Raw genomic sequence first — 22,030 nt, 5'->3', positions numbered from 1 at the left:
CCCGGTCGCCCTTCGACGCGTGCCCCGTCCCACCGGCCGCTGCGACGGCTGTCGCTGCAGCCGCCTTGCGCGACTGCGGTTCCACAGGAAGCCCGACGTTCACCACGGCCCGATCTTTTGTGATTAACCAACCTTTTAGCGGTCATGACGGCGTATCGGCATGGATACACCATCCATGCGACTTAGGCTCCCATGTCGATGAACCGTCTCCGTGTCACCCCCGGCCCGGTCCTCGCGGTCCCCGCTCTCTGGCTCACCACGCGCGCCCTGATGCTGTGGCTGCTCGTCCACGACAGCGGCCCGCTGCTCGGCGGGGGCTCGGTGGCACGTGAGGTGTGGCGGCTGTACTTCCGCTGGTACGGCGTGCTGGCGCACGGTTCCTTCCCGGCGCACGACACCCTGTGGCAGTACCCGCCGGGCGCGGGCGGGGTGCTGATGGCGCCAGGTCTGCTGCCCTGGTTGACGTACTTTCAGGCGTTCGTGGTGCTCACGCTGGCCGGGGACGCGCTGGTCACGGTGGCACTGGTCCGCGCGGGCACGCGTGCGGGGCGCAGCCTGCTCGGCGCGGCCCTGTGGACGGGCGGACTGCCGCTGCTGCTGCACATCCCGCTCGCCCGGTACGACGTCCAGGTCACCGCCCTGGCCGTGCTCTCCCTGCTGGCGCTGGGCCGATCCCCGCGCATGGGCGGGGTGTTGGGGGCACTGGGCGCGCTGGTGAAGGTGTGGCCGGCGCTGGTGCTGCTCGGCACGCCCCGGGGGCGGGTGACGCGCGGGGCGTGGGGGTGGGCGGCGGCCGCCGGCACCGCCGTACTCGGCGTTCTCGCCGTGTTGTTCGACCATCCCCTGTCCTTTCTGCGGCAGCAGGGCGGGCGCGGGGTGCAGATCGAGTCGCTCGGCGGCACGGTGCTGAACCTGGCGCGGCACGCCGGCTGGCCGGGCCGGACGCGCTACCGGTACGGCGCCGTCGAACTGGTCGGCCCGCATGTGCAGGCCGTCGCCGTCGCCTCGCTGGCGCTGACGGCGGCCGCCTTCGCCCTGCTGGTGCTGTGGCGGGTGCGGGCACGGCACTGGAACGAGGCCACGCCGTACGACGCGGCGCTGAGCGCGGTGCTGCTGTTCACGGTCACCAGCCGGGTGATCAGCCCGCAGTACATGATCTGGCTGCTCGGTCTGGCCGCCGTGTGCCTGACCTCCCGGCACACCAGCCAGCGGCCGGTCGCGGCGCTGGTCCTGACGGCGACCGCGCTGAGCACCGTGGTGTTCCCGATGTACTACCGTGAGGTGATCGGCGGCACGTGGACCGGCTGTCTGCTGATGCTGACCCGCAACGGGGTCCTGGCGGCCGCCGCCGTGCTGTCCTTCGTCCGGTTGTGGCGGGCCGCGGGAGCGGATGGAAAGAACCTGCGAACGACGGAACCCCGGCCCGATTCCCACCGTCTTCCGGACCGGGTGCTAAGCATCTCTTAACGGAGTATTACTGAGCATTTCTACACTCCCGGCCCGTGGACCTGATGCGACCTGAACCGCCTGACACACCAGACCGGCCCGACCCGCCAGACCGGCCGCACGACGCCGACCCGACGCCGCGGGTCGGTGTGGTCGTCATCGGCTACAACGACCGCGCCCATGTCGGCGACGCCGTGCGTTCGGCGCTCGCCCAGGGGCCGGCGGTGGCCGAGGTCGTCGCCGTGGACGACTGCTCCACCGACGGCAGCGCCGAACTGCTCGACCGGCTGGCCGCCGGCGAGCCCCGGCTGCGGGTGGTGCGCCGGCCCGAGAACAGCGGCGGCTGCGGCAGCCCGCGCAACACCGGGATCGACGCCGTGACCACGCCCTACGTGATGTTCCTGGACAGCGACGACGTGCTGCCGCCTGGTGCGGTGGACGCGCTGCTGACGGCGGCCGGCGAGGCGCACGCCGAGGTCGCGAGTGGACTGTGCGTGCGCCGGGAGCTGCCCTCAGGGCGTGAGCAACCCTGGCAGGCGCCCCTGTACACGGAGCCCGCCACCCTCGCGCGCCCCTCCCAGCGGCCGCGTCTGGTCCACGACACGCTGTGCGTCAACAAGCTGTACCGCACCGACTTCCTGCGCGAGCACGGCATCCGCTTCCCGGAGGGCCGCTTCCTCTACGAGGACATCGTCTTCACCGCGCGCGTGCTCGCCGCCGGTCCCCGCATCGCGCTCGTACCGGACCGCGTGTACGTGTGGCATGTGCGCCGCGGCGCCGAGCGGCTGTCGCTCTCGCTGGACCGGGAGCACATCGACAACTGGCAGGCACGCGTGGAGGCGTGCGCGCTGGCGTACGACGTCCTGCTGGGCGCCGGGCAGAAGGAGCTGGCGCGGGCGGCGCGGGCCAAGTTCCTCGACCACGACGTACGCATGTACGCGCGCGAACTGGGGCTGCGTGACGCGCCCTACCAGCGCGCCTGGTGGGCGCACACCCGGGAGTACCTCACGCGCTACGACACCCCCGACTGGGAGCTGAACCCGACGGCTCCCGGCCGCCTTGTCGCGCGGGTCGTGCTGGAGTCGCCCGAGCCGCGCGACCTGCCCCGGCTGCGCGAGCTGGCCGCCCGCCCGGCACGCCTGCTGCCGCCCTACGCCCGCACCCCCGACGGCGCCCCCGTCTGGTCCGCCGACCTTCCCCAGGTCAGCCTCGCGCCGTTCCTGACCCGCCCGGTCGCCGTCCTCCCGCTCGCCCTCGACGCGGAACTGCGTCCCCGCGCGCGTGCCTCGCTGCTGTGCCTGCGGCTGCACGAGCTGTACGGCAGAGTGGGCGAGGCGGGCCCGCACGAGGTGGACGTGGAGTGGGCCGCGCGCGACGACGAGCGGACGCGCGGGCGCACGACGGTTGCGCTCGCGCCCTCCGGCACGGACAGCTGGTCGGCGGAGCTGCCCGTCGACCTTTCCGGGCTCGGGGCGGGCACCTGGGACCTGCGGGTGACCGTGCGCTTCGCGGACGGCACGCAGCGGGAGGCCACGGCGCACGCCCTGGCGGGTGCCGGCCGGCTGCGCCGGCGTGCCGTGCCGAGCCTCCGGCACGGCGTGCTTCTGGTGCAGCCCTACGCCACGCACTCCGGCGCACTGGCCGTGCGGGTGGCGACCGGCGTGCGCGGGGTCGTGCGGGTGGCGCGCGGCCGGCTCCGCCGCCTGGTGCGCTGAGCCGGCCGGTGCGTCACCGGCGCGCCCGCTGCTTGACTGAGAGACACCCACTGAACGAGAGACGCCCCCGGCCGCACCGAGCGGCCGGACGGGCCGACTGACGAGGGGACGGCCGCAATGACCTGGCTGATCACCGGCGGTGCCGGATACATCGGGGCACACGTCGTACGGGCGATGACCCAGGCGGGCGAGCGCACGGTCGTCTACGACGACCTGTCCTCGGGCGTCGCCGAGCGCGTACCGGCGGAGGTCCCGCTGGTGCGGGGCTCCGTCCTGGACGCGGACATGGTGGCCCGCACGCTCGCCGAGCACGAGATCAGCGGGGTCGTGCATCTGGCGGCGAAGAAGCAGGTGGGCGAGTCGGTGGAGCGCCCGCTGTACTACTACCGGGAGAACGTCGAGGGTCTGCGCGTCCTCCTGGAGGCGGTGACGGCGGCGGAGATCCCGTCCTTCCTCTTCTCCTCCTCGGCCGCCGTCTACGGCATGCCGGACGTCGACCTGGTGACGGAGGAGACGCCGTGCCGGCCGCTGTCCCCGTACGGCGAGACCAAGCTGGCCGGCGAGTGGCTGGTGCGCGCGACGGGCCGGACGTCCGGCATGTCGACGGCGTCCCTGCGCTACTTCAACGTGGCGGGCGCGGCCGCCCCCGAACTCGCCGACACCGGCGTGTTCAACCTGATCCCGATGGTCTTCGAGAAGCTCACCGAGGGCGCGCCGCCGCGCATCTTCGGCGACGACTACCCGACCCCGGACGGCACCTGCGTCCGCGACTACATCCACGTGGTCGACCTGGCCGAGGCCCATGTCACCGTCGCCCGCGCCCTGGCCTCCTCGCCCGGCACCGACCTGACCCTCGACATCGGCCGCGGCGAGGGGGTGTCGGTCCGCGAGATGATCGACCGCATCAACGCGGTCACCGGCTACGACCGCCCGCCGACCGTCACCCCGCGCCGTCCCGGCGACCCCGCGCGCGTCGTCGCCGCCGCCACCCGCATCGCCACCGAGCTGGGCTGGCAGGCCAAGTACGACGTCCAGGACATGATCACCTCGGCCTGGGAGGGCTGGGTACGGCACCACCCGGCGGCGGCGCGGTCGTAGTCGCGCCCGGCCGCGGCGGCGGGCGTCTCACAACGCCTTGAGCGCCCCCGCCGTGGCCCGGGCCAGCTTCTCCAGGTAGCCCTTCGGCAGCTTGGGCGAGCGGATGACCACCGCGCGCCAGTACAGCGGCCCGGAGATCAGATCGAGCGCGAGGTCGGGATCGACCCCCGCCCGCACCTCCCCCCGCTTCTCCGCCGCGGCCACGATCTTGCTGGCCACACCCTCCTGGCCGTCCCGCAGGGCCTTCTGGAAGGCGTCGGCGATGTCGGGGTTGCGGGCCGCCTCCGCCTGGAGGTCGGGGATGATCTGCGAGGCCACGGGGTGGCGCAGGGCGCGGGACGTGACCTCGTACAGCAGCCGCAGGTCGCCCTCCAGGGAGCCCGTGTCCGGCACCGGCAGGCCCAGCACCGCCATCGCCGACACCACGTCCAGCACCAGGTGCAGTTTCGAACGCCAGCGCCGGTACACCGCCGTCTTGCCGACACCCGCCCGCCGCGCGATGCCCTCGATGGACATGCGCGCGTATCCGGCGGCCGCCAGTTCCTCGAAGACCGCCGCGCGGATGGCCTCGGTCACATCCTCCCGGAGTACGGCGGCCCCGGCGGGGGTCCGGCGACGCGGACGCGTCGGGGGCTCGTCGGCGTTGGTGGTCATGACCCACAGCATAGGCCGTTACGACGAAACGGTTGCGTTCCGACGTCGATTGGTTCTACGCTCACGTTGCGACGATACGGTCCCGTTCCGACGTAAGAGAACGTGAAGAGAAGCGTAAGGAAACACGCGAAGCGAAGGAAGGCGTCGGACGGACCCATACGACGCGACCCGGCTTGCCGGCCGGACGCGCCACCCCCTCCCCCGAGCGAAAGCAGCGGATGTGAGCCAGGTCCTCGACACACCGCCCCCCACCCAGGCCCCGGCCGACGACGATCTCGCGGCGCTGGCCGCCCGGCACGGCCTGTCGGTCAGCGGCGCCCGCCCCTCCCTGCCGGAGTACGTCCGCCAGCTGTGGGCCCGGCGTCACTTCATCACCGCCTTCGCCACCGCCAAGCTCACCGCGCAGTACAGCCAGGCGAAGCTCGGCCAGATCTGGCAGGTCATGAACCCGCTGCTGAACGCGGCGGTCTACTACTTCATCTTCGGCGTGCTGCTCGGCACCAGCCGCGGCGTGCCGGACTACATCCCGTTCCTGGTGACGGGCGTGTTCATCTGGACCTTCACCCAGAGCTCGATCATGGCCGGCACCCGCGCGATCTCCGGCAACCTCGGCCTGGTCCGCGCCCTGCACTTCCCGCGCGCCGCCCTGCCGATCTCCTTCTGCCTCCAGCAGCTCCAGCAGCTGCTGTTCTCGATGACCGCGCTGGTCGTGATCGTCCTGTCCTTCGGCATCCCGGTCACCCCGCGCTGGCTGCTCGCCATCCCCGCGCTGGTCCTGCAGTCCGTCTTCAACGCGGGCGTTTCGATGATCATGGCGAGGTGGGGCGCCAAGACCCCGGACATCGCCCAGCTGATGCCGTTCGTGCTGCGCACCTGGATGTACGTGTCCGGCGTGATGTGGAGCATCAGCAAGCTCACCAAGAAGGACCACCTGCCGCACATCGTCACGGTGCTGCTGGAGACCAACCCGGCCGCGGTCCACATCGACCTCATGCGGTACGCGCTGATCCACAGCTTCCACGGCAAGCAGCTGCCCCCGCACGTCTGGGCGGCGGCCACGGGCTGGGCCCTGCTCGCCGGCATCGGCGGCTTCATCTACTTCTGGAAGGCTGAGGAGACGTACGGCCGTGGCTGAGCAGACCGAAGCAAAGATCCCCACCGTCATCGCCGACGGCGTCGACATCGTCTACCGGGTCAACGGCACCGGCGCCGGCCGTGGCACCGCCACCGCCGCCCTCAACCGCATCATGCGCCGCAAGCAGGCCGAGAAGGCGGCGGGCGTCCGCCGGGTGCACGCGGTGAAGAAGGTGTCGTTCGTCGCCTACAAGGGCGAGGCGATCGGCCTCATCGGCACCAACGGCTCCGGCAAGTCGACGCTCCTGAAGGCGGTCGCCGGGCTGCTCCCCGTGGAGAACGGCCACATCTACACCCACGGCCAGCCCTCCCTGCTCGGCGTCAACGCCGCGCTGATGAACGACCTCACCGGCGAGCGCAACGTGAAGGGTGACTTCATCACCCTGCCGATGCGCACGTACTCCTCCGGCATGGCCGCCCGGCTGCGGTTCTCCATCGCCGCCGCCAAGGACCACGACGTCCTGCTCATCGACGAGGCCCTGGCCACCGGCGACCGCAAGTTCCAGGTGCGCTCCGAGGAGCGGATCCGGGAGCTGCGCGAGCAGGCGGGCACGGTCTTCCTGGTCAGCCACAACAACAAGTCGATCCGTGACACCTGCGAGCGGGTCCTGTGGCTGGAGCGCGGCGAGCTGCGCATGGACGGGCCGACGGAGGACGTCATGAGGGAGTACGAGGCCTTCACCGGCGACAAGAGCGACAAGAAAACCGCTGCCAAGAAAGCGGCGTAAAAGTAACCAGAAGAGAAACCCGGGGTCGCGGAACCCCCTCTTCCTCCCTGAGCGTCTCTCACCAGAGCGTCTCTTACCCCGAGCGCGGTCATCCCTTTCATCCGCTTAGTGACAGTATGTTATGAAGGGTGCCCCGAGCCGACGAGCCTAAGGAGTCCACTGCGATGCCCCAACTCAGCGTCATCGTCTACGGACCGAACGCACAGGGGCATCTGACAGAGCTGTTGGGCTCCCTGGAGGCCCACCCGCTTGCCGATGCCGAGGTGGTCGTCGCCGCCGTCGGCGACTGGGCGCGGGAGACGGCCGAGGGCCACGCCCCCGAGACGGTCGTCGTACCGCTGCCGGAGGGCACCCGTGACGCGGCGGCCCGGGCCGCCGGCGCCGCCCGCGCGACCGGCCGCTGGCTGCACTTCGTGCACGCCAAGGACGGCCTGCCGGCGGGCGCCGCCCGGCTGATCGCCGAGCGGACCGCCGAACTGGACGCCGCGGACGACACGGCGGCCACGGGCGCCGGAGTGGACATCCTCCTCTTCGACCACGTCGGCACCACCTGGCAGACCGCCGCCACGCCCTCCCGCGACGGCCGCCTCCTCGCCGCCGTCGGCCGCGAGGCCCTGCCCCTGGACGAGTCCGCCGACCTGCTGCGCCTCACCCCGCTGCTCGGCAACCGCGCCCTGCGCGCCGGCTTCTGGCGGGCCCACGAGGAGCTGCTCACCACCGAGGACGAGCCGTACGCCGCGTACACGGCCCTGCTGCACGCCGGTCGCGTCGCCTGCCTGAACCAGGCGGCGTACGAGAACCGCGAACTGCGCCCCGAGAGCCTGCCGCCGCGCGCCCCCGAGGACCGGTTCGCGCTGATCGAGCGCTACGAGTCGCTGCTCGCGCTCACCCAGGACCGCCGCGCCGCCCGCGCGGTGCTGTACGACCTGATGATGCGCGACCTCGTGCGCACCTTCGCCGGTGAGAACCTCCCCGACGCGGTCGCCCGGGAGTTCTTCCGCCGCGCCTCCCTCGCCGCGGTCCGCTGGCGCCCCGCGAACCACGAGCGCCCGGCGGGCGTGGAGGGCGTACGGCACGCCCTGCTGGAGGAGGGCGCGTACACCAAGTACCGCGCCTTCCAGGCCGCGAACCGCACCCGCCGCGCCGCCAAGAAGGCCGTACGGACCCGCAAGCGCCAGGTCGGCGCCAAGCTCCGCGACCAGCAGTACCGGCGCGCCCTGAGCCGCCCCGTCGACCCGGACCTGGCCGTGTTCGCCGCCTACTGGGACCGCGGGGTGGCCTGCAACCCGGCCGCGATCGCCGCCAAGCTCGCCGAACTCGCCCCGCACATCCACCAGGTGTGGACGGTGTCGAAGGAGAACACGGCCCTGCTGCCGCCCGGCACGGACCACGTGGTCCCCGGCACGCGCCGCTACTGGGAGACCCTGGCCACCGCCAAGTACCTGACGAACAACGTCAACTTCCCCAACGCGGTGGTCAAACGCCCCGACGCCGTCCACATCCAGACCCACCACGGCACCCCGCTCAAGCGCATGGGCCTGGACCAGATGGAACACCCGGCCGCCGCCAAGGGCCTGGACTTCGCCGCGCTGCTGGCCCGCATCGACAAGTGGGACTACAGCGTCAGCGCCAACAGCCACTCCACCCGTATGTGGGAGCGTGCCTACCCGGCCCGCTACACCTCCCTCGACTACGGCTATCCGCGCAACGACGTCTTCTACACGAGCGGCGCCGCGCAGGTCCGCGCCGCCCGCGAGCGCCTCGGCATCGCCCCGGGCAAGACGGCCGTCCTGTACGCGCCCACCCACCGCGACTACGAGGCCGGCTTCACCCCGCGCCTGGACCTCGCGGCCCTCGCCGACCGGCTCGGCGAGGACACCGTGCTCCTGGTCCGCGCCCACTACTTCTACGGCGGCGCCGCCTCGCCCCTCACCGGTCTGCGCCGCTCCGGCCGGATCATCGACGTCTCCTCCTACGACCCCGTCGAGGAGCTGTGCCTGGCCGCCGACGCGCTGGTCACGGACTACTCGTCGATCATGTTCGACTACGCCAACCTCGACCGCCCGATCGTCGTCTACGCCGACGACTGGGAGACCTACCGCACCACCCGGGGCGTCTACTTCGACCTGATGACCGACCACCCCGGCCAGGTCGCCCGCACCCAGGAGGAGCTGACGGAGATCTTCGCCTCCGGTGCCTGGCGCGACGAGAGCGCGGCGAAGGCACGGGCCGCCTTCCGGCGCCGGTTCTGCGAGTACGACGACGGCCGCGCCGCCGAACGGGTCGTACGACGGGTGTTCCTGGGTGAGCCGGAGGAGTCGCTGCCCCCGGTGATCCCGCTCGAGGAACGCACCCCCGCCCCGACCCCCGAGGAGGCCTCGGCATGACGCACGCGACGACCACGACCCCTGACGTCACGGTCACCGTGATCGTCTACAACGACGCGGCCCGCCTCCCGCGGGCGGTGGCGTCCCTGTGCGCGCAGACGCACGCGAACATCGAGATCATCATCAGCGACGACCACTCCACGGACGACACGCCGACGGTGGCGCGCCGGCTGGAGGCGCAGGACGAGCGCATCCGCTATCTGCGCCTGCCGGAGAACAGCGGCGGCTGCAGCGCCCCGCGCAACCGGGCCATCGAGATCGCCCGGGCGCCGTATCTGATGTTCCTCGACAGCGACGACGAACTCCCACCCCGCGCGGTCGAGTCGCTGCTCGCCGCGCACCGCGAGCGCGAGGTGGACTTCACCATGGGCGCGGTACGCCGGGTCCGGGTGGACAACGGCCGCCGTACGACATGGATGCCGCACCTGGTGGCCGAGCACCGCACGGTCGACGGCATCGAGGCGGACCCCCGCCTGCTCTTCGAGCACCTGTCGACGAGCAAGATGTACGCGCGCGCCTTCCTGGACCGCCACGAACTCCGCTTCCCCGAGGGCATCCACTACGAGGACCAGCTGTTCTCGGCGCAGGCCTACTGCCTGGCGAAGGCGTTCACGATCATCCCGGACCCCGTGTACGTCTGGTACATCGACCCGTACGCGGCGGCGGCCTCGGCGTCCATCTCCAACCAGCGGCACAAGGTCAGCAACGTCCGCGACCGGGTCCATGTGCAGCGGCTGATCGACGACTTCCTGGTGGAGAGCGGGCACGCGGGGCTGCGGGAGGACAAGGACTACAAGTTCCTCAAGCACGACTTCCGGATGTACGCGGGCGACCTGCCCTACCGGGACGAGGAGTGGCTGAACTCCTTCGCGGACATCATGAACCCCTACCTGGACACCCTGTCTCCCGGCGCCTACGCCCGCCTTCCCCGCGCGGAGCGGGTGGTGCTGGAGCTGCTGCGGCAGGGCCGGGCGGGCGACGCCCAGCTCGCGGCGCGCGGCCTGGGCCACGGGGTGGCGCCGCGGCAGATCACGGCCGACGCGTCCGGAGTGCCGTACTGGGGCGACAGCGTGCCCCGCGACGACCGCGGCCTGAGCGAACTGGAGCTGTCCGACCTGGAGTTGGACACGCGCCCCTTCTCCAGCGCGCAGTTCCGCCATGAGATCGTCGAGCTGACACCCGGCAAGGGCGCCTCGCTCACGCTGGCCATCCGCACCTACGACCCCGGGCTGCGCCTGCCGGTCGGCCCGCAGCGCGCCGCCCTGCTCCTGTCGCCGGGCAACCGCCGCATGACGGTTCCGTTCCGCCTCGACCCGGTCCGTCCCGGCGTCTTCGAGGGCACGGTCCGGCTGGACCTGACCGCGGCCCCGGTCCCCCTCCAGGGCTTCGCGGGCGTGCGCCACCCGCTGGTCCGCCTCCAGCAGCAGGGCCTGGCCAACTCCAGCCTCCTGCTGGCGCCGCTGGTCTTCCCCACCCTCACGGCCCGCATCGACTACCGCTCCGGCGCCACCCCGCACGAGGTCACCGTCGAGCCGGAGGGCCGCAACCCCGGCCGCCTGCAGATCCGCTGGCGCCCGGTGGGGCTCACGTCGCGTGTCGTGCGGCCGGTGGTCCAGCGGGTGGCCCGGCCCCGGGTCCGCAAGGCCGTGAAGCTGCTGTCCAGCGTCCTTCGCTGAGAGGGCCGGTTCCGAAGCGCCGTCGAACGCAAGGGGCGCGGGGAACTGCGGGGCCGCCGTGGCCGCCCCGCAGTTCCCCGCGCCCCTTCGGCGCGCTCCGGCCCCGCCTCGGCTCAGCGCACCACTCGGTACAGGACCTGGCCGCCCGGGCCCCCGGTCACCTTCCGCAGCCCCGGACCGGTCAGGCTCTCCGGCCCCACGACCCACTTCACGTCGTACCTGCGCTCGATCCCGGCCCGGTCAGCGGCAGTCGTCCGGGCGGCGAAGTACCGCGCCACCGCCGCCTCCCGCCGCGCGGCGTCCCGCAGAAACACATCGGGATACCCCGGCGCCACGGTGTACGCCCCGTACGCGGGAATCTGCCGCGCGGGAAACGTCCGGGCCATGACCACGTCCCCGTACTTCACCCAGGGCGTGATCCAGTGGTATCCCACCCACGGCGTCCGGTACTTCGCCGCGACCGGCGAGGGAAGCGCGGCCCTCCCCGTCACGTACCCGAGCGTCCCGATCTGCGTCCACGCCCCCACGGCCAGCGCGGCGCACAGCACGCACGCCCACCCCGCGCGCACCGCGCGCCGCCCCGCCGACACGACCTCCAGCGCGGCCGCGAGCTGGGCCGGGATCAGGGCGGCGGGCAGGGCGCGGCCCCACGAGTAGTGCCCGGTCAGTCCGCCCGCGGCGAACACCAGCGTGCCGAGGACGAAGAACAGGACCAGGGGATCCCAGCGGTCCCGGCGAAAGCGCAGCACCAGCGCCGCGACCCCGAGCAGCACCAGCCCGAACCGCGCGGCCAGGTCCTCGTACAGCGGCTTGTGGATGGCCTCCAGGTCCGCGCCCGCGGAGAAGAGCGAGAAGAAGTCGTAGTACGGCCACAGCCACAGCAGGAGCAGGCCCAGGGCCGGCGCGGCGGCCAGTCGCAGCAGCACGGCCCGGGCCGGTCGCGCCGCGATGACCGTCGCCAGCGCCCCGAGCGAGGCCACCACGCCCGTGAACTGGTGGCACAGCAGGATCAGCGCCCACAGCGCACCGAGCCACAGCCACGTCCCCCACGCGGCCTCCTGCCGCACCGCCCGGCTGAGCCAGGCCCAGAAGTGGAAGGTGAGGCCGAGCGCGAGGACGCTGGGGTACGACACCGTCAGCGCCAGGGAGTTCAGGCCCAGGAAGCCGGACCAGTTGAACAGCACAGTGCCCCACAGGAAGAGCAGGCTGAGCAGGGCCAGCGCGGGGGCCATGGGGTGGGCGCTGAGGATGCGGACGTAGCGCCGGACACCGGTGACCAGCAGACTCAGGCCGGCGAGCGCGGCGATCCGCAGGACCACGAACACCGACAGCCCGGTGAGCTTGGCGGTCACGCCCAGCACCAGCATCCACGGTGAGTAGTAGGGGCTCGGCGTGTCCGCGTCGACCAGTGGGTTCCCGGGATGCAGCAGATCGTGACGCAGGCGCTGGATGGTCGCCGCGTGCATGCCGAGGTCCCCCGCCCACGGCAGGCGGACGACCACCAGGAGCAGCAGCACCACGACGAGCGCGGCGGCGGCCTGCGGCAGCGCCCGGCCGGCCCGCGCGGTGCCGGACGGCGGCCCGGTGCGGCTCACCGGCTCGGCCTCAGGCGGTACGGTGCGCATCCTGCTGGAACACCCAGGTGCGGTAGACCAGGAAACGGAAGGCGGAGGCGAGCACGATCGACAGTGCCTTCGCCGTGTTCGACCCCAGCACGCCGTGCAGGCCGAACCCGTGGTAGCCGACCCAGAACAGGCCGATTTCCATCACGACCCCGAGGCCGCTGAACACGAAGAACAGCATGATCTGGCGGCGGGTGCGCGAGGCCCGGTCGCGATAGGCGAAATAGCGGAAGCCCAGGTAATTGGTCGCCATCGCGATACAGCTGGCCAGGACCGTCGCGGTCATCGCCTGCCAACCCAGGCCGTGCAGTAGCAGGTTGAAGACCAGGAAATTGACCAGGACTCCGCTGCCGCCGACGATCCCGAATTTCACGACCTCCAGCACGACACGCGTGACGGGCCGGGCCGGCGCGGGTGCGGGCGCGGGGGGCGCTGCCGGGCGGGTCTCGGTGAGAGGAACAGTCACACCGCAGACCCTATCCGAAAGGCGTCGATTAGCAGGAAACGGTAAATTCGCTGATCGTTTTTCGCTAAGGGTCGGCAAGAAAGGGAACGCCCCGGGCCGATTTCACGTCGGCCCGGGGCGCTCACTGTCGTAGGGCACTCACCGCCCCGCGGTTCACGAATGCGTGCGCAGCAGCGTCCGCATCGTCCGCATCGCCACCGAGAGGTTGGCGAGGTCGAACGTCTCCGAACCGCGGATCTCCTCCAGGGTGGTGCGCGCCCGGCTCAGGATGGGCGCGTTCTTCTGCTCCCAGGCCTTGAAGCGCTGCTCGGGCGTGGAGGTGCCGTTGCCGACCGCGAGGACGTCCGCGGTGAGGGCCGCGTGGGCCGCGTACAGGTCCTCGCGGATGGAGGCGCGGGCCATGGACTGCCAGCGGTCGTTGCGGGGAAGCTCGATGATGCGGTCCATCAGCTGCGTGATGCTGAGCCGGTCGGCGAGGTCGTAGTACACCTCGGCGACGTCGAGCGGCTCCTTGCCCATGCGGTCGGACACCGACACGATGTCGAGCGCCGGGAAGGCGGAGGAGAACCCGGCCACGCGCGTGGCCAGTTCGTCCGGGACGCCGGCCGCGGACAGCTCGTCGTACACGTGCTGGTACCACTCCAGGTCCGCGCCGCGCAGCAGCTTCGGCAGCTCCTGCCAGACGCGCTCCACCCGCTCGGCGAAGAACTCGACGGTCTCGGCGAGCTCCAGCGGCTGCGGCCGGTTGTTGAGCAGCCAGCGCGTGCCGCGCTCGACCAGCCGGCGCGAGTGCAGCCGGATCCGGGTCTGGACGACCGCGTCGACCCTGTTGTCCAGGCCCTCCACCGCGTCCCACACCGGCGCCGAGCAGAAGATCGCGCGGGCCGCGGTCTGGGCCCGGACGATCTCCTCCAGGGAGGCCCCGGTCTCCTCGCGCAGCCGGTGCAGATACGTCGTACCACCTGTGTTGACCGTGTCGTTGACCAGCACGGTCGTGGTGATCTCGCGGCGCAGCGGGTGGTTGTCGATCGCCTCCGCGAACCGCTCGCGCAGCGCCGTCGGGAAGTAGGCGTGCAGCAGGCCGCGCAGGTACGGGTCGTCCGGCAGGGTGGTGGCCAGCAGCTCCTCGGCGACCGTGATCTTCGTGTACGCCAGGACGACGGCGGTCTCCGGGCTGGTCAGGCCCTGGCCCTGGCCGAGGCGCTCGCGGATCTGGCGGTCCGTGGGCAGGAACTCCAGCGCCCGGTCCAGGTGGCCCTCGCGCACCAGGTGGCGCAGGAACCGCTGCTGGGCGTGGAGCATGTCCTTGGCCTGGAACAGGGCGTTGGCCAGGGCGGTGTTCTGCGCGTAGTTGTTGCGCAGGACCAGCGCGCCGACCTCGTCGGTCATCTCGGCGAGGATCTTGTTGCGCTGCTTGACGGTCATGTCGCCGTCCGCGACCAGGCCGTTCAGCAGGATCTTGATGTTCACCTCGTGGTCGGAGGTGTCCACGCCGGCGCTGTTGTCGATCGCGTCGGTGTTGATCTTGCCGCCGTGCATGGCGAACTCGATCCGGCCGAGCTGGGTCAGGCCCAGGTTGCCGCCCTCACCGACGACCTTGACCCGCAGGTCCTTGCCGTCGACGCGGATGGCGTCGTTCGCCTTGTCGCCGACGTCCGCGTTCGACTCGACGGACGCCTTCACATACGTGCCGATGCCGCCGTTCCACAGCAGGTCGACCGGCGAGTGGAGGATCGCCTTCATCAGGTCGGCCGGGGTCATCTTGGTGACCTTGTCCTCGATGCCGAGGGCCTCGCGGATGTGGGCGTTGACCGGGATCGACTTGGCGGTGCGCGGGAAGATGCCACCGCCCGCCGACAGCAGCTCGGTGTCGTAGTCGGCCCAGCTGGAGCGGGGCAGCTCGAACAGGCGGCGGCGCTCGGCGTACGACGTCTCCGCGACCGGGTTCGGGTCGATGAAGATGTGCCGGTGGTCGAAGGCCGCGACCAGGCGGATCTTCTCGGAGAGCAGCATGCCGTTGCCGAACACGTCACCGGACATGTCACCGATGCCGACGACCGTGAAGTCCTGGCTCTGCGTGTCCACGCCCAGCTCGCGGAAGTGCCGCTTCACGGACTCCCAGGCGCCGCGCGCGGTGATGCCCATGCCCTTGTGGTCGTAGCCCGCGCTGCCGCCGGAGGCGAAGGCGTCACCGAGCCAGAAGTTGTACTTCTCGGCGACCCCGTTGGCGATGTCCGAGAAGGTCGCGGTGCCCTTGTCGGCGGCGACGACCAGGTAGGTGTCGTCCCCGTCGTGCCGGACCACGTCCTGCGGGGGCACGACCTCGCCGGCGACCATGTTGTCGGTGATGTCGAGCAGTGCCGAGATGAACGTCTTGTAGCTGGCGATGCCCTCGGCCAGCCAGGCGTCGCGGTCCTGCGCCGGGTCCGGCAGCTGCTTGGCGACGAAGCCGCCCTTGGCGCCGACCGGCACGATGACGGTGTTCTTCACCATCTGCGCCTTGACCAGGCCGAGGATCTCGGTGCGGAAGTCCTCACGCCGGTCGGACCAGCGCAGACCGCCTCGCGCGACCTTGCCGAAGCGCAGGTGCACGCCCTCGACGCGCGGCGAGTACACCCAGATCTCGTACGCCGGGCGCGGGGCCGGCAGGTCCGGGATGGCCTGCGGGTCGAACTTCATGGAGACGTAGTCGTGCGGCGTGCCGGCGGCCGCCTCCTGGAAGAAGTTCGTGCGCAGGGTCGCCTTGATGACGGTGAGGAACGACCGCAGGATGCGGTCCTCGTCCAGGCTCGCCACCTGGTCCAGGGCCGCGTCCAGCTCCTCCTGCAGGGCGTCCGTGATCTCCAGCCCGGCCTTCTGCCGGTCCGGCGACATCCGGGCCTCGAACAGCGAGACGAGGAGCCGGGTGGTGTGGACGTTGTTGCGGAGGGTGTCCTCCATGTAGTCCTGCGAGAAGGTCGAACCGGCCTGCCGCAGGTACTTGGCGTAGGCGCGCAGCACCATCGCCTGCCGCCAGGTCAGCCCGGCGCTCAGCACGAGCGCGTTGAAGCCGTCGTTCTCCGCCTTGCCGGTCCAGGTGGCGGCGAAGGCCTCCTGGAAGCGCTCACGGGCGTCGTCGCCGAGGTACTCCCCGCCGCCGGCGGCCCTCGGAACGCGCAGACCGAAGTCGTAGATCCAGGCGGTGGTGCGGTCCACACAGCGCAGCTCGTACGGCCGCTCGTCGGTGACCTCGACGCCGAGGCGGCTGAGCACCGGCAGCACCTTGGAAAGGGAGACCGTGCCGCCCTTCTGGTAGATCTTGAACCGGCGCTCCTCGGGACCGGCGCCCACCGGCTCGTACAGGCTCAGGCTGAAGGTCTTGTCCTCGCCGAGCTGCTCCAGGTGGACCAGGTCGGCGACCGCGGCACGCGGGGTGTGGTCGGCCTTGTAGCCCTCGGGGAAGGCGTTGTTGTAGCGGCGCAGCACCTCGGCCGCGCGCTCCTCGCCGCACTCGGCGGTCAGCGCCTCGGCGAACGCGTCGGCCCAGGAACGGGCGGCTTCGACCAGGCGGGCCTCGATGCGGTCCTTGTCGGCATCCGACAGCTCGGGCAGCTCCGTGCCCGGCGGGACACGCACGACGAAGTGCAGCCGGGACAGGATCGACTCGGTGTTCCAGGCGGTGAAGTCGACGCTGACGCCGCCGAGCTCCTCCTTCAGGATGTCGATGATCCTGAGGCGGACACCGGTGGTGTAGCGGTCGCGCGGCAGGTAGACGAGTGCCGAGTAGTAGCGGCCGTACTCGTCCTGGCGCAGGTAGAGCCTGAGGCGTCGCCGCTCCTGCAGGTACAGCACGGACGTGACGATGGACTGCAGTTCGGCGACGGGCGTCTGGAACAGCTCGTCGCGCGGGTACGTCTCCAGGATCTGCAGCAGGTCGCGGCCGTCGTGGCTGTGGGGCGAGAACCCGGCGCGCTCCAGCACCTCGTCGACCTTGCGGCGGATGACGGGCACGCGACGCACGGACTCGGTGTACGCGGCCGAGGAGAACAGCCCGAGGAACCGCCGCTCACCGACGACGTTGCCGTCCGCGTCGAACTTCTTGACGCCGATGTAGTCCAGGTACGACGGCCGGTGCACGGTGGCCCGGCTGTTGGCCTTGGTCAGCACGAGCAGCTTGTGCTCACGGGCCTTGGCGCGGGCGTCGGCCGGCAGCCGCTCGAAGGACGGGCTGACCGGGTGCTGCTCGTCCTCGGCGTGGTGCGGGTCGGAGCGCAGGATGCCGAGGCCGGTGCCGGCCACGGCGGCGAGCGTGTCGTCCTCGCGCAGCTGGTACTCGCGGTAGCCGAGGAAGGTGAAGTGGTCGTCGGCCAGCCAGCGCAGCAGCTCGCGGGCCTCCTCGGCCTCGGGCGCGGGCAGGTCGGCGGGAAGGGGCTCGCTCTGCATCCCGTCGGCGATCCGGGTCGCCGCGTCCCGCATCTTCTCCCAGTCCTCGACGGCCTCGCGGACGTCGGACAGTACGCGCAGCAGGTCGGCGGTGATCTGCTTCAGGTCGGCGCGGTCGGTCTCCCGGTCGATCTCGACGTGGATCCAGGACTCGAAGTGCGCGTCGTGCGGGAGCTCACCGCCGGGCGGGGTCGGCAGGACCTCGATCAGCTTGCCGGTGAGGTCGCGGCGGACGACGAACTGCGGGTGGACGACGACGTGGATGCCGCGCCCGCGCCGGGTCAGCTCATTGGTCACCGAGTCGACGAGGAAGGGCATGTCGTCGGTGACGACCTCCACGACCGAGTGACTGCAGGTCCACCCGTTCTCCTCCACGGTCGGGGTGTGGACCCGCACGTTCGCCGTGCCCTGGGGGCGGTTCTCGGCGAGCCGGTAGTGCGAGACCGCGGCGCCGAACACGTCGACCGGGTCACGGCCGGTGAGGTCTTCCGGGGCGGTGTGCAGGTAGTAGCGCTGGAGGAACGCGAGCACGGACTCGCTGTCCGGGGTGTCCGGGGAGCCCTCGCCCGTGGTCCCGGTCGGTAGGTGCCCCCCGACCGGGCTGTTCTCAGCTACCCGGGCAGCCCTCTCGAGCAGCTCGGCCTTGGCTTCGTCCAGCTTGGTCTGCATTGTCCTCTGACTCCTGTCGCGCGCCGTTGCGTGACGTAGAAGGAAGTACGGTCTCTTTCCCTCCGGCTCGACGCCACGGCCCGGGGTGTCCGGTCCGCATCGACGCTATGCCGCGAGGTGAGATGCGCGGGGGAAATTCAGCCATTCTCGACACGCCCGTGGGGTGTGACGCTGCTCTCGGCGTCGCCGTGTCCAGGGTTGTCCTCGGCGTCCCGGGGGCTCCTGCGGCCCCGTCCCGCCCGCGAAGACCAGCGACCGCCGCCCGGTCACGGAGGTGTTCCGTGCAACCCGGGCGCAGGGCAGGGGCAGGATCGCCCCCGCGAGATATCGCGCTGATCACGCCACAAGGCTATCGCTCCTCACCCCGGACCCGTCATGAGCCGTATGTGTACAAAACCGAGGGGTGAAGTTTGACGTTCTGCACAGGGGCCGGGCGGGGGGTGGTGACGTATCCGGTCGCATGGGGCCGATGGGGTTGCCGGGGGCGGCGGAGCCGGGCGGCGGTGCCCGGTCGCGTCCAGTCGCGGGGGCAGAGTCCCGACCGCACTCTGGGAACAGGGCGCTCCGACCACCGGTGAGGCGCCGAGGCCGTCGCCGGAACCGCCACGGCCCCCTTGGCAAGCACGCCCGGTCTTGGCACCTTGCCCTGGGGCAGTGCGTCCCGCCCAGGAGTACCGGAACACCGGAGCACCCGAGGAGCCGACATGCCCGCGAAGATCCTGATCGTCACCGGCGACGCGGCGGAGTCCCTGGAAGTCCTCTACCCGTACCAGCGCCTGCGCGAGGAAGGCTACGAGGTCCATATCGCGGCCCCCGCCCGCAAGACACTCCGCTTCGTCGTCCACGACTTCGAATCCGGTTACGACACCTACACCGAGAAGCCCGGCTACACCTGGCCCGCCGACCTGGCCTTCTCCGACGTGGACCCCGGCGAGTACGCGGCGGTCGTCATCCCCGGCGGCCGGGCCCCCGAGTATCTGCGCAACGACCCCGAACTCCGCAAGATCCTCAAGGCGTTCTTCGACTCCGACAAGCCGGTCGCCCAGATCTGCCACGGTCCGCTGCTCACCGCGGCGATCGACAGCCTGCGCGGTCGCCGGGTCACGGCGTACCCCGCGCTGGAGCCGGACATGCAGGCGGCCGGAGCGGGCTTCCAGGACAGCGAGGCCGTGGTCGACGGCACCCTCGTCTCCTCCCGGGCCTGGCCGGACCACCCGGCCTGGATGCGCGAGTTCCTCAGGATCCTCCGTACCAAGGCACCGGCGACCTGAGGCAGCCACACCGCCCCCGGCCTCCGCGGCCGCCGCGCCGCTCAGGCGACCCCCACCCCGAAGGGGTGCCCTTCCGGCGCCGCTACGGGCAGTCGTAGCGCTCAGGCGACCCCCGCCCCGGAGGGCAGGGCCCCGACGCCGCTACGGGCAGTCATAGTCGTGGGCGGCGGACAGTTCGGCGGCGGCGGACAGTTCGGCGGCGACGTCGAGCGCGTTCACCGCGTCGGTGCGCTCAGGGGGGATTCCACCCGGCAGACGCCCCCACAGCCCGCCGCTACGGGCAGCCTCGCCGCCCGGCCACCTCCACCGGGCGGAAGCCCCCGCCGCTACGGGCAGCCTCGCCGCCCGGGCCGCTTCCACCAGGCAGAAGCCCCCGCCGCTGCGGTCAGTCGTGCCGCTGGGGCGGCACGGGTGGGCGCAGCGGCACCTCTCCGACGCGGGCAAGCGGACCGACCCGGTGGTCAGCTACAGCGCCCCACCCCTTCGAACACCGGCAAGCGAAACGGCCCCCAGCTCAGCTGCAGCACAGGGCACCCGACAAACCCTGCTAAGCCGCTATTCGCTGCGCTTCCTCCACCGCCTCGGCCAACGTGTCCACCACCGGCGCCCCCACCCCCTCCAGGCTGGCCCGGCTGTGCGACCCCCCGGTGTACAGCACGGCCCGCGCCCCCACGCCCCGCGCCGCGACCGCGTCATCCGCCGCGTCCCCGATCACCACGGTCCGCGCGGGCTCCACAGACCCGCTCAGCGCCTCCAGATGCCGCACCATGTGCGCGGCCTTGCTGCCCCCGGAGGGCCCCGTACGCCCGTCGACCCGCAGGAAATGCGCCTCGATGCCGAACCCCCGCACCAGCGGCACCAGTTCCTCGTGCACGTACATGCTCAGCAGCGACTGGCTGTGCCCCGCCGACCGCCACCCCGCGAGCAGCTCGGCCGCGCCCTCGGTCAGCCCACACCGCACCCGGTGCTCGGCGTAGTACCGGTGGAAGACCCCGTCCATCAGCTCCCACTCGGCACCGGTCGGCAGCCGGCCGATCAGCCGCTCGTAGAACTTCGGCACCGGCACGCAGTACAGCGACCGGTACTGCTCCAGCGTGATCGGCGCGATCCCCAGCTCGGCGAAGGCCGCGTTCGTCGCCCCGATGATCGCGTCGTTGTCGTGGAACAGCGTGCCGTTCCAGTCCCAGACGATGTGCGCGCTCTGCTGCATCCCCATGCCGAAGACCGTACCCGCCACCACCGACAATGACGGCTGCCGCCCGCGTCGACCAGACCGCATCGACCAGCGCGCTCGACCAGCGCGCTCGACCAGCGCGCTCGGCCAGACCACGCGACCAGCCCGCGCGACCAGGTCGGCGCCGGTCCGGCCGGGTCAGGCCAGTCCGACCAGGTTGGGAATCTCCTGCGTGGCGTACCACAGCAGCTCGTGATCGTCCGCCCCGTCCACGACGGACTGCGCGTCGTCGTCCCCGCCGTCGGCCGCCTCCAGCGCCTGCGCCGCCGCGGCCACGTCCTGCTCCGCGTCACCCGCGTCGACATGCACCGCGGCCGCCTTGGCGAGCGGCACGGTCACCGTCACGCTCACCTCGCCGAGAGCGGTCGGGTCCGGCCCACGGTCCGGGTCGACGCCCGCCGCGCCGTCGGCCACGTCCACGGCGACCACGACCCTGCGCCGTACCGCACCCGGATCCGCCGCGAGCAGCCGCAGCGAGGCCAGCGCGGCCCGGCTCAGGGCCGCGTACTCCAGCTCCTCGATGTCCTCCGAGGCGTACCACTCGCGCAACGCGGGCGTGACGGCATACGCGGCGAAGGGGCCGCTCCCCAGCTCACCCGTCTTGTGCGCCTCGGCGAGCCCGGGGAGGGTCAGGGGGACGTAGACGCGCATGCTGGCCGCTCTTTCCTGCTCAAAGGCTCCGCTGGGCCCCGGGAGGGCCGGCTGCCGCGTCTCCCGGAGGGCCTTCAGGATACGTGCGCCCGTCCCCTTTCGGGTCTGTGCCCGCCCCCGGGGAGCCGTCCACCGCGGGCCGCTCATTCACCCGGGCCACCCGCCACATCGCAGCGTCCGACCGATCCCGCATCCCTCGGATAGGTGAACCTCTCCGCCCCCGCCGAGCCCCCCGACCCGCCACGACACCCGCCGCCCGGCAGGAGCCCCACCGAGGATCCCGCCCCGCCGTGCGGCGGCCCCACGGCCGGCGGCCACCCCGCTCACGCCCCCTCCCGCGCCCACAGACCCGGAGCCGACCCGCGCTCGCGCGTCCGCTGCGCCGGACGCCGCGCCGGAAACGGCCCCCACGGCGCCCCGGACGGCCGTACCACAGCCTCGCCCCACCGACCTCTTCGCGGACCGCCTGCTGGCCGTCCTGAGCGGTCAGCGGCCCGTCCACTGGATGCTCCGCCACACGGCGGGCCGCGCCTACGACGACCTGATCCGCCTCGCCGAACGCAGCCCCCTGCGCACGCGAGGCTCCCGCCCCCGCGTCCACGACATCGGCTACTACGTCCCCCGCGACGGCGCGCTGGAGGTCTTCGCCCGCATCGCCGCCGGCGAACGGCTCCGCGCCCTGGCCTTCCGCCTGGAACTCGGCCAGGACCTCCGCTGGCGCTGCACAGCGGTGGAAACCGGCCCGCAGCAGCCGTAGCCGCGGACGGCCCGGGCAAACCCGTCCCGGCCCGAGCACGGCGAAGGGCCGGGTCCCGAAAAAGGAACCCGGCCCTTGCGAAAACGGCTGGAGCGCCGCG

15 protein-coding genes are annotated in these 22,030 nt (G+C 71.9%); 9 read left to right on the top strand and 6 right to left on the bottom strand.

What is annotated here, in order from left to right; all coding sequences use genetic code 11:
• The first annotated feature begins 198 nt into the window (after positions 1-198).
• The 3 genes from IO33_RS0101910 to galE all read left to right on the top strand — a co-directional run bounded on the left by IO33_RS0101910 (position 199) and on the right by galE (position 4,259).
• Positions 199-1,467, top strand: coding sequence for a glycosyltransferase 87 family protein (locus tag IO33_RS0101910; protein WP_031159353.1), 1,269 nt, complete (start codon positions 199-201; stop codon positions 1,465-1,467).
• Positions 1,468-1,511: 44 nt separating this feature from the next.
• A complete protein-coding gene (locus IO33_RS0101905; RefSeq protein WP_078963260.1) occupies positions 1,512-3,161 on the top strand; it encodes a glycosyltransferase family 2 protein in 1,650 nt (549 codons plus the stop codon).
• 117 nt (positions 3,162-3,278) lie between these two features.
• Positions 3,279-4,259, top strand: a complete 981-nt coding sequence (galE, locus tag IO33_RS0101900) for a UDP-glucose 4-epimerase GalE (RefSeq protein WP_031159348.1) — start codon at positions 3,279-3,281, stop codon at positions 4,257-4,259.
• A 27-nt stretch (positions 4,260-4,286) separates the two neighbouring features.
• Here galE and IO33_RS0101895 read toward each other — a convergent pair whose 3' ends face one another.
• Positions 4,287-4,913: a TetR/AcrR family transcriptional regulator gene (locus tag IO33_RS0101895; protein WP_037684838.1), complete on the bottom strand. Its 627-nt coding sequence runs from the start codon at positions 4,911-4,913 to the stop codon at positions 4,287-4,289.
• Positions 4,914-5,133: 220 nt separating this feature from the next.
• On the opposite strand from IO33_RS0101895, the gene IO33_RS0101890 reads away from it, so the two are divergent.
• The 4 genes from IO33_RS0101890 (at position 5,134) to IO33_RS0101875 (ending at position 10,838) form a co-directional block, all read left to right on the top strand.
• The gene (locus IO33_RS0101890; RefSeq protein ID WP_031159343.1) at positions 5,134-6,048 is read left to right on the top strand and encodes an ABC transporter permease; all 915 of its coding nucleotides are present in this window, start codon (positions 5,134-5,136) and stop codon (positions 6,046-6,048) included.
• Positions 6,041-6,775 (top strand): ABC transporter ATP-binding protein, encoded by a 735-nt coding sequence (locus IO33_RS0101885; RefSeq protein WP_031159341.1) that lies wholly within the window; start codon positions 6,041-6,043, stop codon positions 6,773-6,775. The genes IO33_RS0101890 and IO33_RS0101885 overlap by 8 nt, the downstream gene beginning before the upstream one ends.
• 164 nt (positions 6,776-6,939) lie before the next feature.
• Positions 6,940-9,162, top strand: coding sequence for a CDP-glycerol glycerophosphotransferase family protein (locus tag IO33_RS0101880; protein ID WP_031159339.1), 2,223 nt, complete (start codon positions 6,940-6,942; stop codon positions 9,160-9,162).
• Complete coding sequence (locus tag IO33_RS0101875) at positions 9,159-10,838, top strand: glycosyltransferase family 2 protein (protein WP_031159337.1); 1,680 nt, start codon at positions 9,159-9,161, stop codon at positions 10,836-10,838. The genes IO33_RS0101880 and IO33_RS0101875 overlap by 4 nt, the downstream gene beginning before the upstream one ends.
• A 113-nt stretch (positions 10,839-10,951) precedes the next feature.
• On the opposite strand, the gene IO33_RS0101870 is transcribed toward IO33_RS0101875, so the two are convergent.
• The 3 genes from IO33_RS0101870 to IO33_RS0101860 all read right to left on the bottom strand — a co-directional run bounded on the left by IO33_RS0101870 (position 10,952) and on the right by IO33_RS0101860 (position 18,017).
• Entirely contained in the window at positions 10,952-12,463 is a 1,512-nt protein-coding gene (locus tag IO33_RS0101870) for a hypothetical protein (protein WP_245235657.1), read from the bottom strand.
• Entirely contained in the window at positions 12,444-12,926 is a 483-nt protein-coding gene (locus tag IO33_RS0101865; RefSeq protein ID WP_037684799.1) for a GtrA family protein, read from the bottom strand. The genes IO33_RS0101870 and IO33_RS0101865 overlap by 20 nt, the downstream gene beginning before the upstream one ends.
• A 153-nt stretch (positions 12,927-13,079) precedes the next feature.
• A complete protein-coding gene (locus IO33_RS0101860) occupies positions 13,080-18,017 on the bottom strand; it encodes an NAD-glutamate dehydrogenase (protein WP_031159331.1) in 4,938 nt (1,645 codons plus the stop codon).
• Positions 18,018-18,721: 704 nt separating this feature from the next.
• Between IO33_RS0101860 and IO33_RS0101855 the strand changes: the two genes are divergently transcribed.
• Positions 18,722-19,288: a DJ-1/PfpI family protein gene (locus IO33_RS0101855; protein WP_031159329.1), complete on the top strand. Its 567-nt coding sequence runs from the start codon at positions 18,722-18,724 to the stop codon at positions 19,286-19,288.
• A 547-nt stretch (positions 19,289-19,835) separates the two neighbouring features.
• Here the strand turns inward: IO33_RS0101855 and IO33_RS0101850 are convergent.
• Entirely contained in the window at positions 19,836-20,504 is a 669-nt protein-coding gene (locus tag IO33_RS0101850; protein ID WP_031159328.1) for an HAD family hydrolase, read from the bottom strand.
• Between the two features lie 156 nt (positions 20,505-20,660).
• The gene (locus tag IO33_RS0101845; protein WP_031159327.1) at positions 20,661-21,173 is read right to left on the bottom strand and encodes a DUF6912 family protein; all 513 of its coding nucleotides are present in this window, start codon (positions 21,171-21,173) and stop codon (positions 20,661-20,663) included.
• 277 nt (positions 21,174-21,450) lie between these two features.
• Between IO33_RS0101845 and IO33_RS46840 the strand changes: the two genes are divergently transcribed.
• Positions 21,451-21,930, top strand: coding sequence for an Rv3235 family protein (locus tag IO33_RS46840; RefSeq protein ID WP_425347951.1), 480 nt, complete (start codon positions 21,451-21,453; stop codon positions 21,928-21,930).
• The last annotated feature ends 100 nt before the right edge of the window (positions 21,931-22,030 follow it).

This window comes from Streptomyces durhamensis, assembly GCF_000725475.1.
GTDB classification, from domain to species: Bacteria; Actinomycetota; Actinomycetes; order Streptomycetales; family Streptomycetaceae; genus Streptomyces; species Streptomyces filipinensis.
Note: the sequence above shows the minus strand (reverse complement) of the source record. Positions and strands in the feature narration are given on the sequence as shown.

Excerpts from the sequence above, each read along its gene's own strand:
- IO33_RS0101910 (WP_031159353.1), top strand. The coding sequence starts at position 199 with ATGAACCGTCTCCGTGTCACCCCCGGCCCGGTCCTCGCGGTCCCCGCT.
- IO33_RS0101905 (WP_078963260.1), top strand. The coding sequence starts at position 1,512 with ATGCGACCTGAACCGCCTGACACACCAGACCGGCCCGACCCGCCAGAC.
- galE (WP_031159348.1), top strand. The coding sequence starts at position 3,279 with ATGACCTGGCTGATCACCGGCGGTGCCGGATACATCGGGGCACACGTC.
- IO33_RS0101895 (WP_037684838.1), bottom strand. The coding sequence starts at position 4,913 with ATGACCACCAACGCCGACGAGCCCCCGACGCGTCCGCGTCGCCGGACC.
- IO33_RS0101880 (WP_031159339.1), top strand. The coding sequence starts at position 6,940 with ATGCCCCAACTCAGCGTCATCGTCTACGGACCGAACGCACAGGGGCAT.
- IO33_RS0101875 (WP_031159337.1), top strand. The coding sequence starts at position 9,159 with ATGACGCACGCGACGACCACGACCCCTGACGTCACGGTCACCGTGATC.
- IO33_RS0101870 (WP_245235657.1), bottom strand. The coding sequence starts at position 12,463 with ATGCGCACCGTACCGCCTGAGGCCGAGCCGGTGAGCCGCACCGGGCCG.
- IO33_RS0101860 (WP_031159331.1), bottom strand. The coding sequence starts at position 18,017 with ATGCAGACCAAGCTGGACGAAGCCAAGGCCGAGCTGCTCGAGAGGGCT.
- IO33_RS0101855 (WP_031159329.1), top strand. The coding sequence starts at position 18,722 with ATGCCCGCGAAGATCCTGATCGTCACCGGCGACGCGGCGGAGTCCCTG.
- IO33_RS0101850 (WP_031159328.1), bottom strand. The coding sequence starts at position 20,504 with ATGGGGATGCAGCAGAGCGCGCACATCGTCTGGGACTGGAACGGCACG.
- IO33_RS0101845 (WP_031159327.1), bottom strand. The coding sequence starts at position 21,173 with ATGCGCGTCTACGTCCCCCTGACCCTCCCCGGGCTCGCCGAGGCGCAC.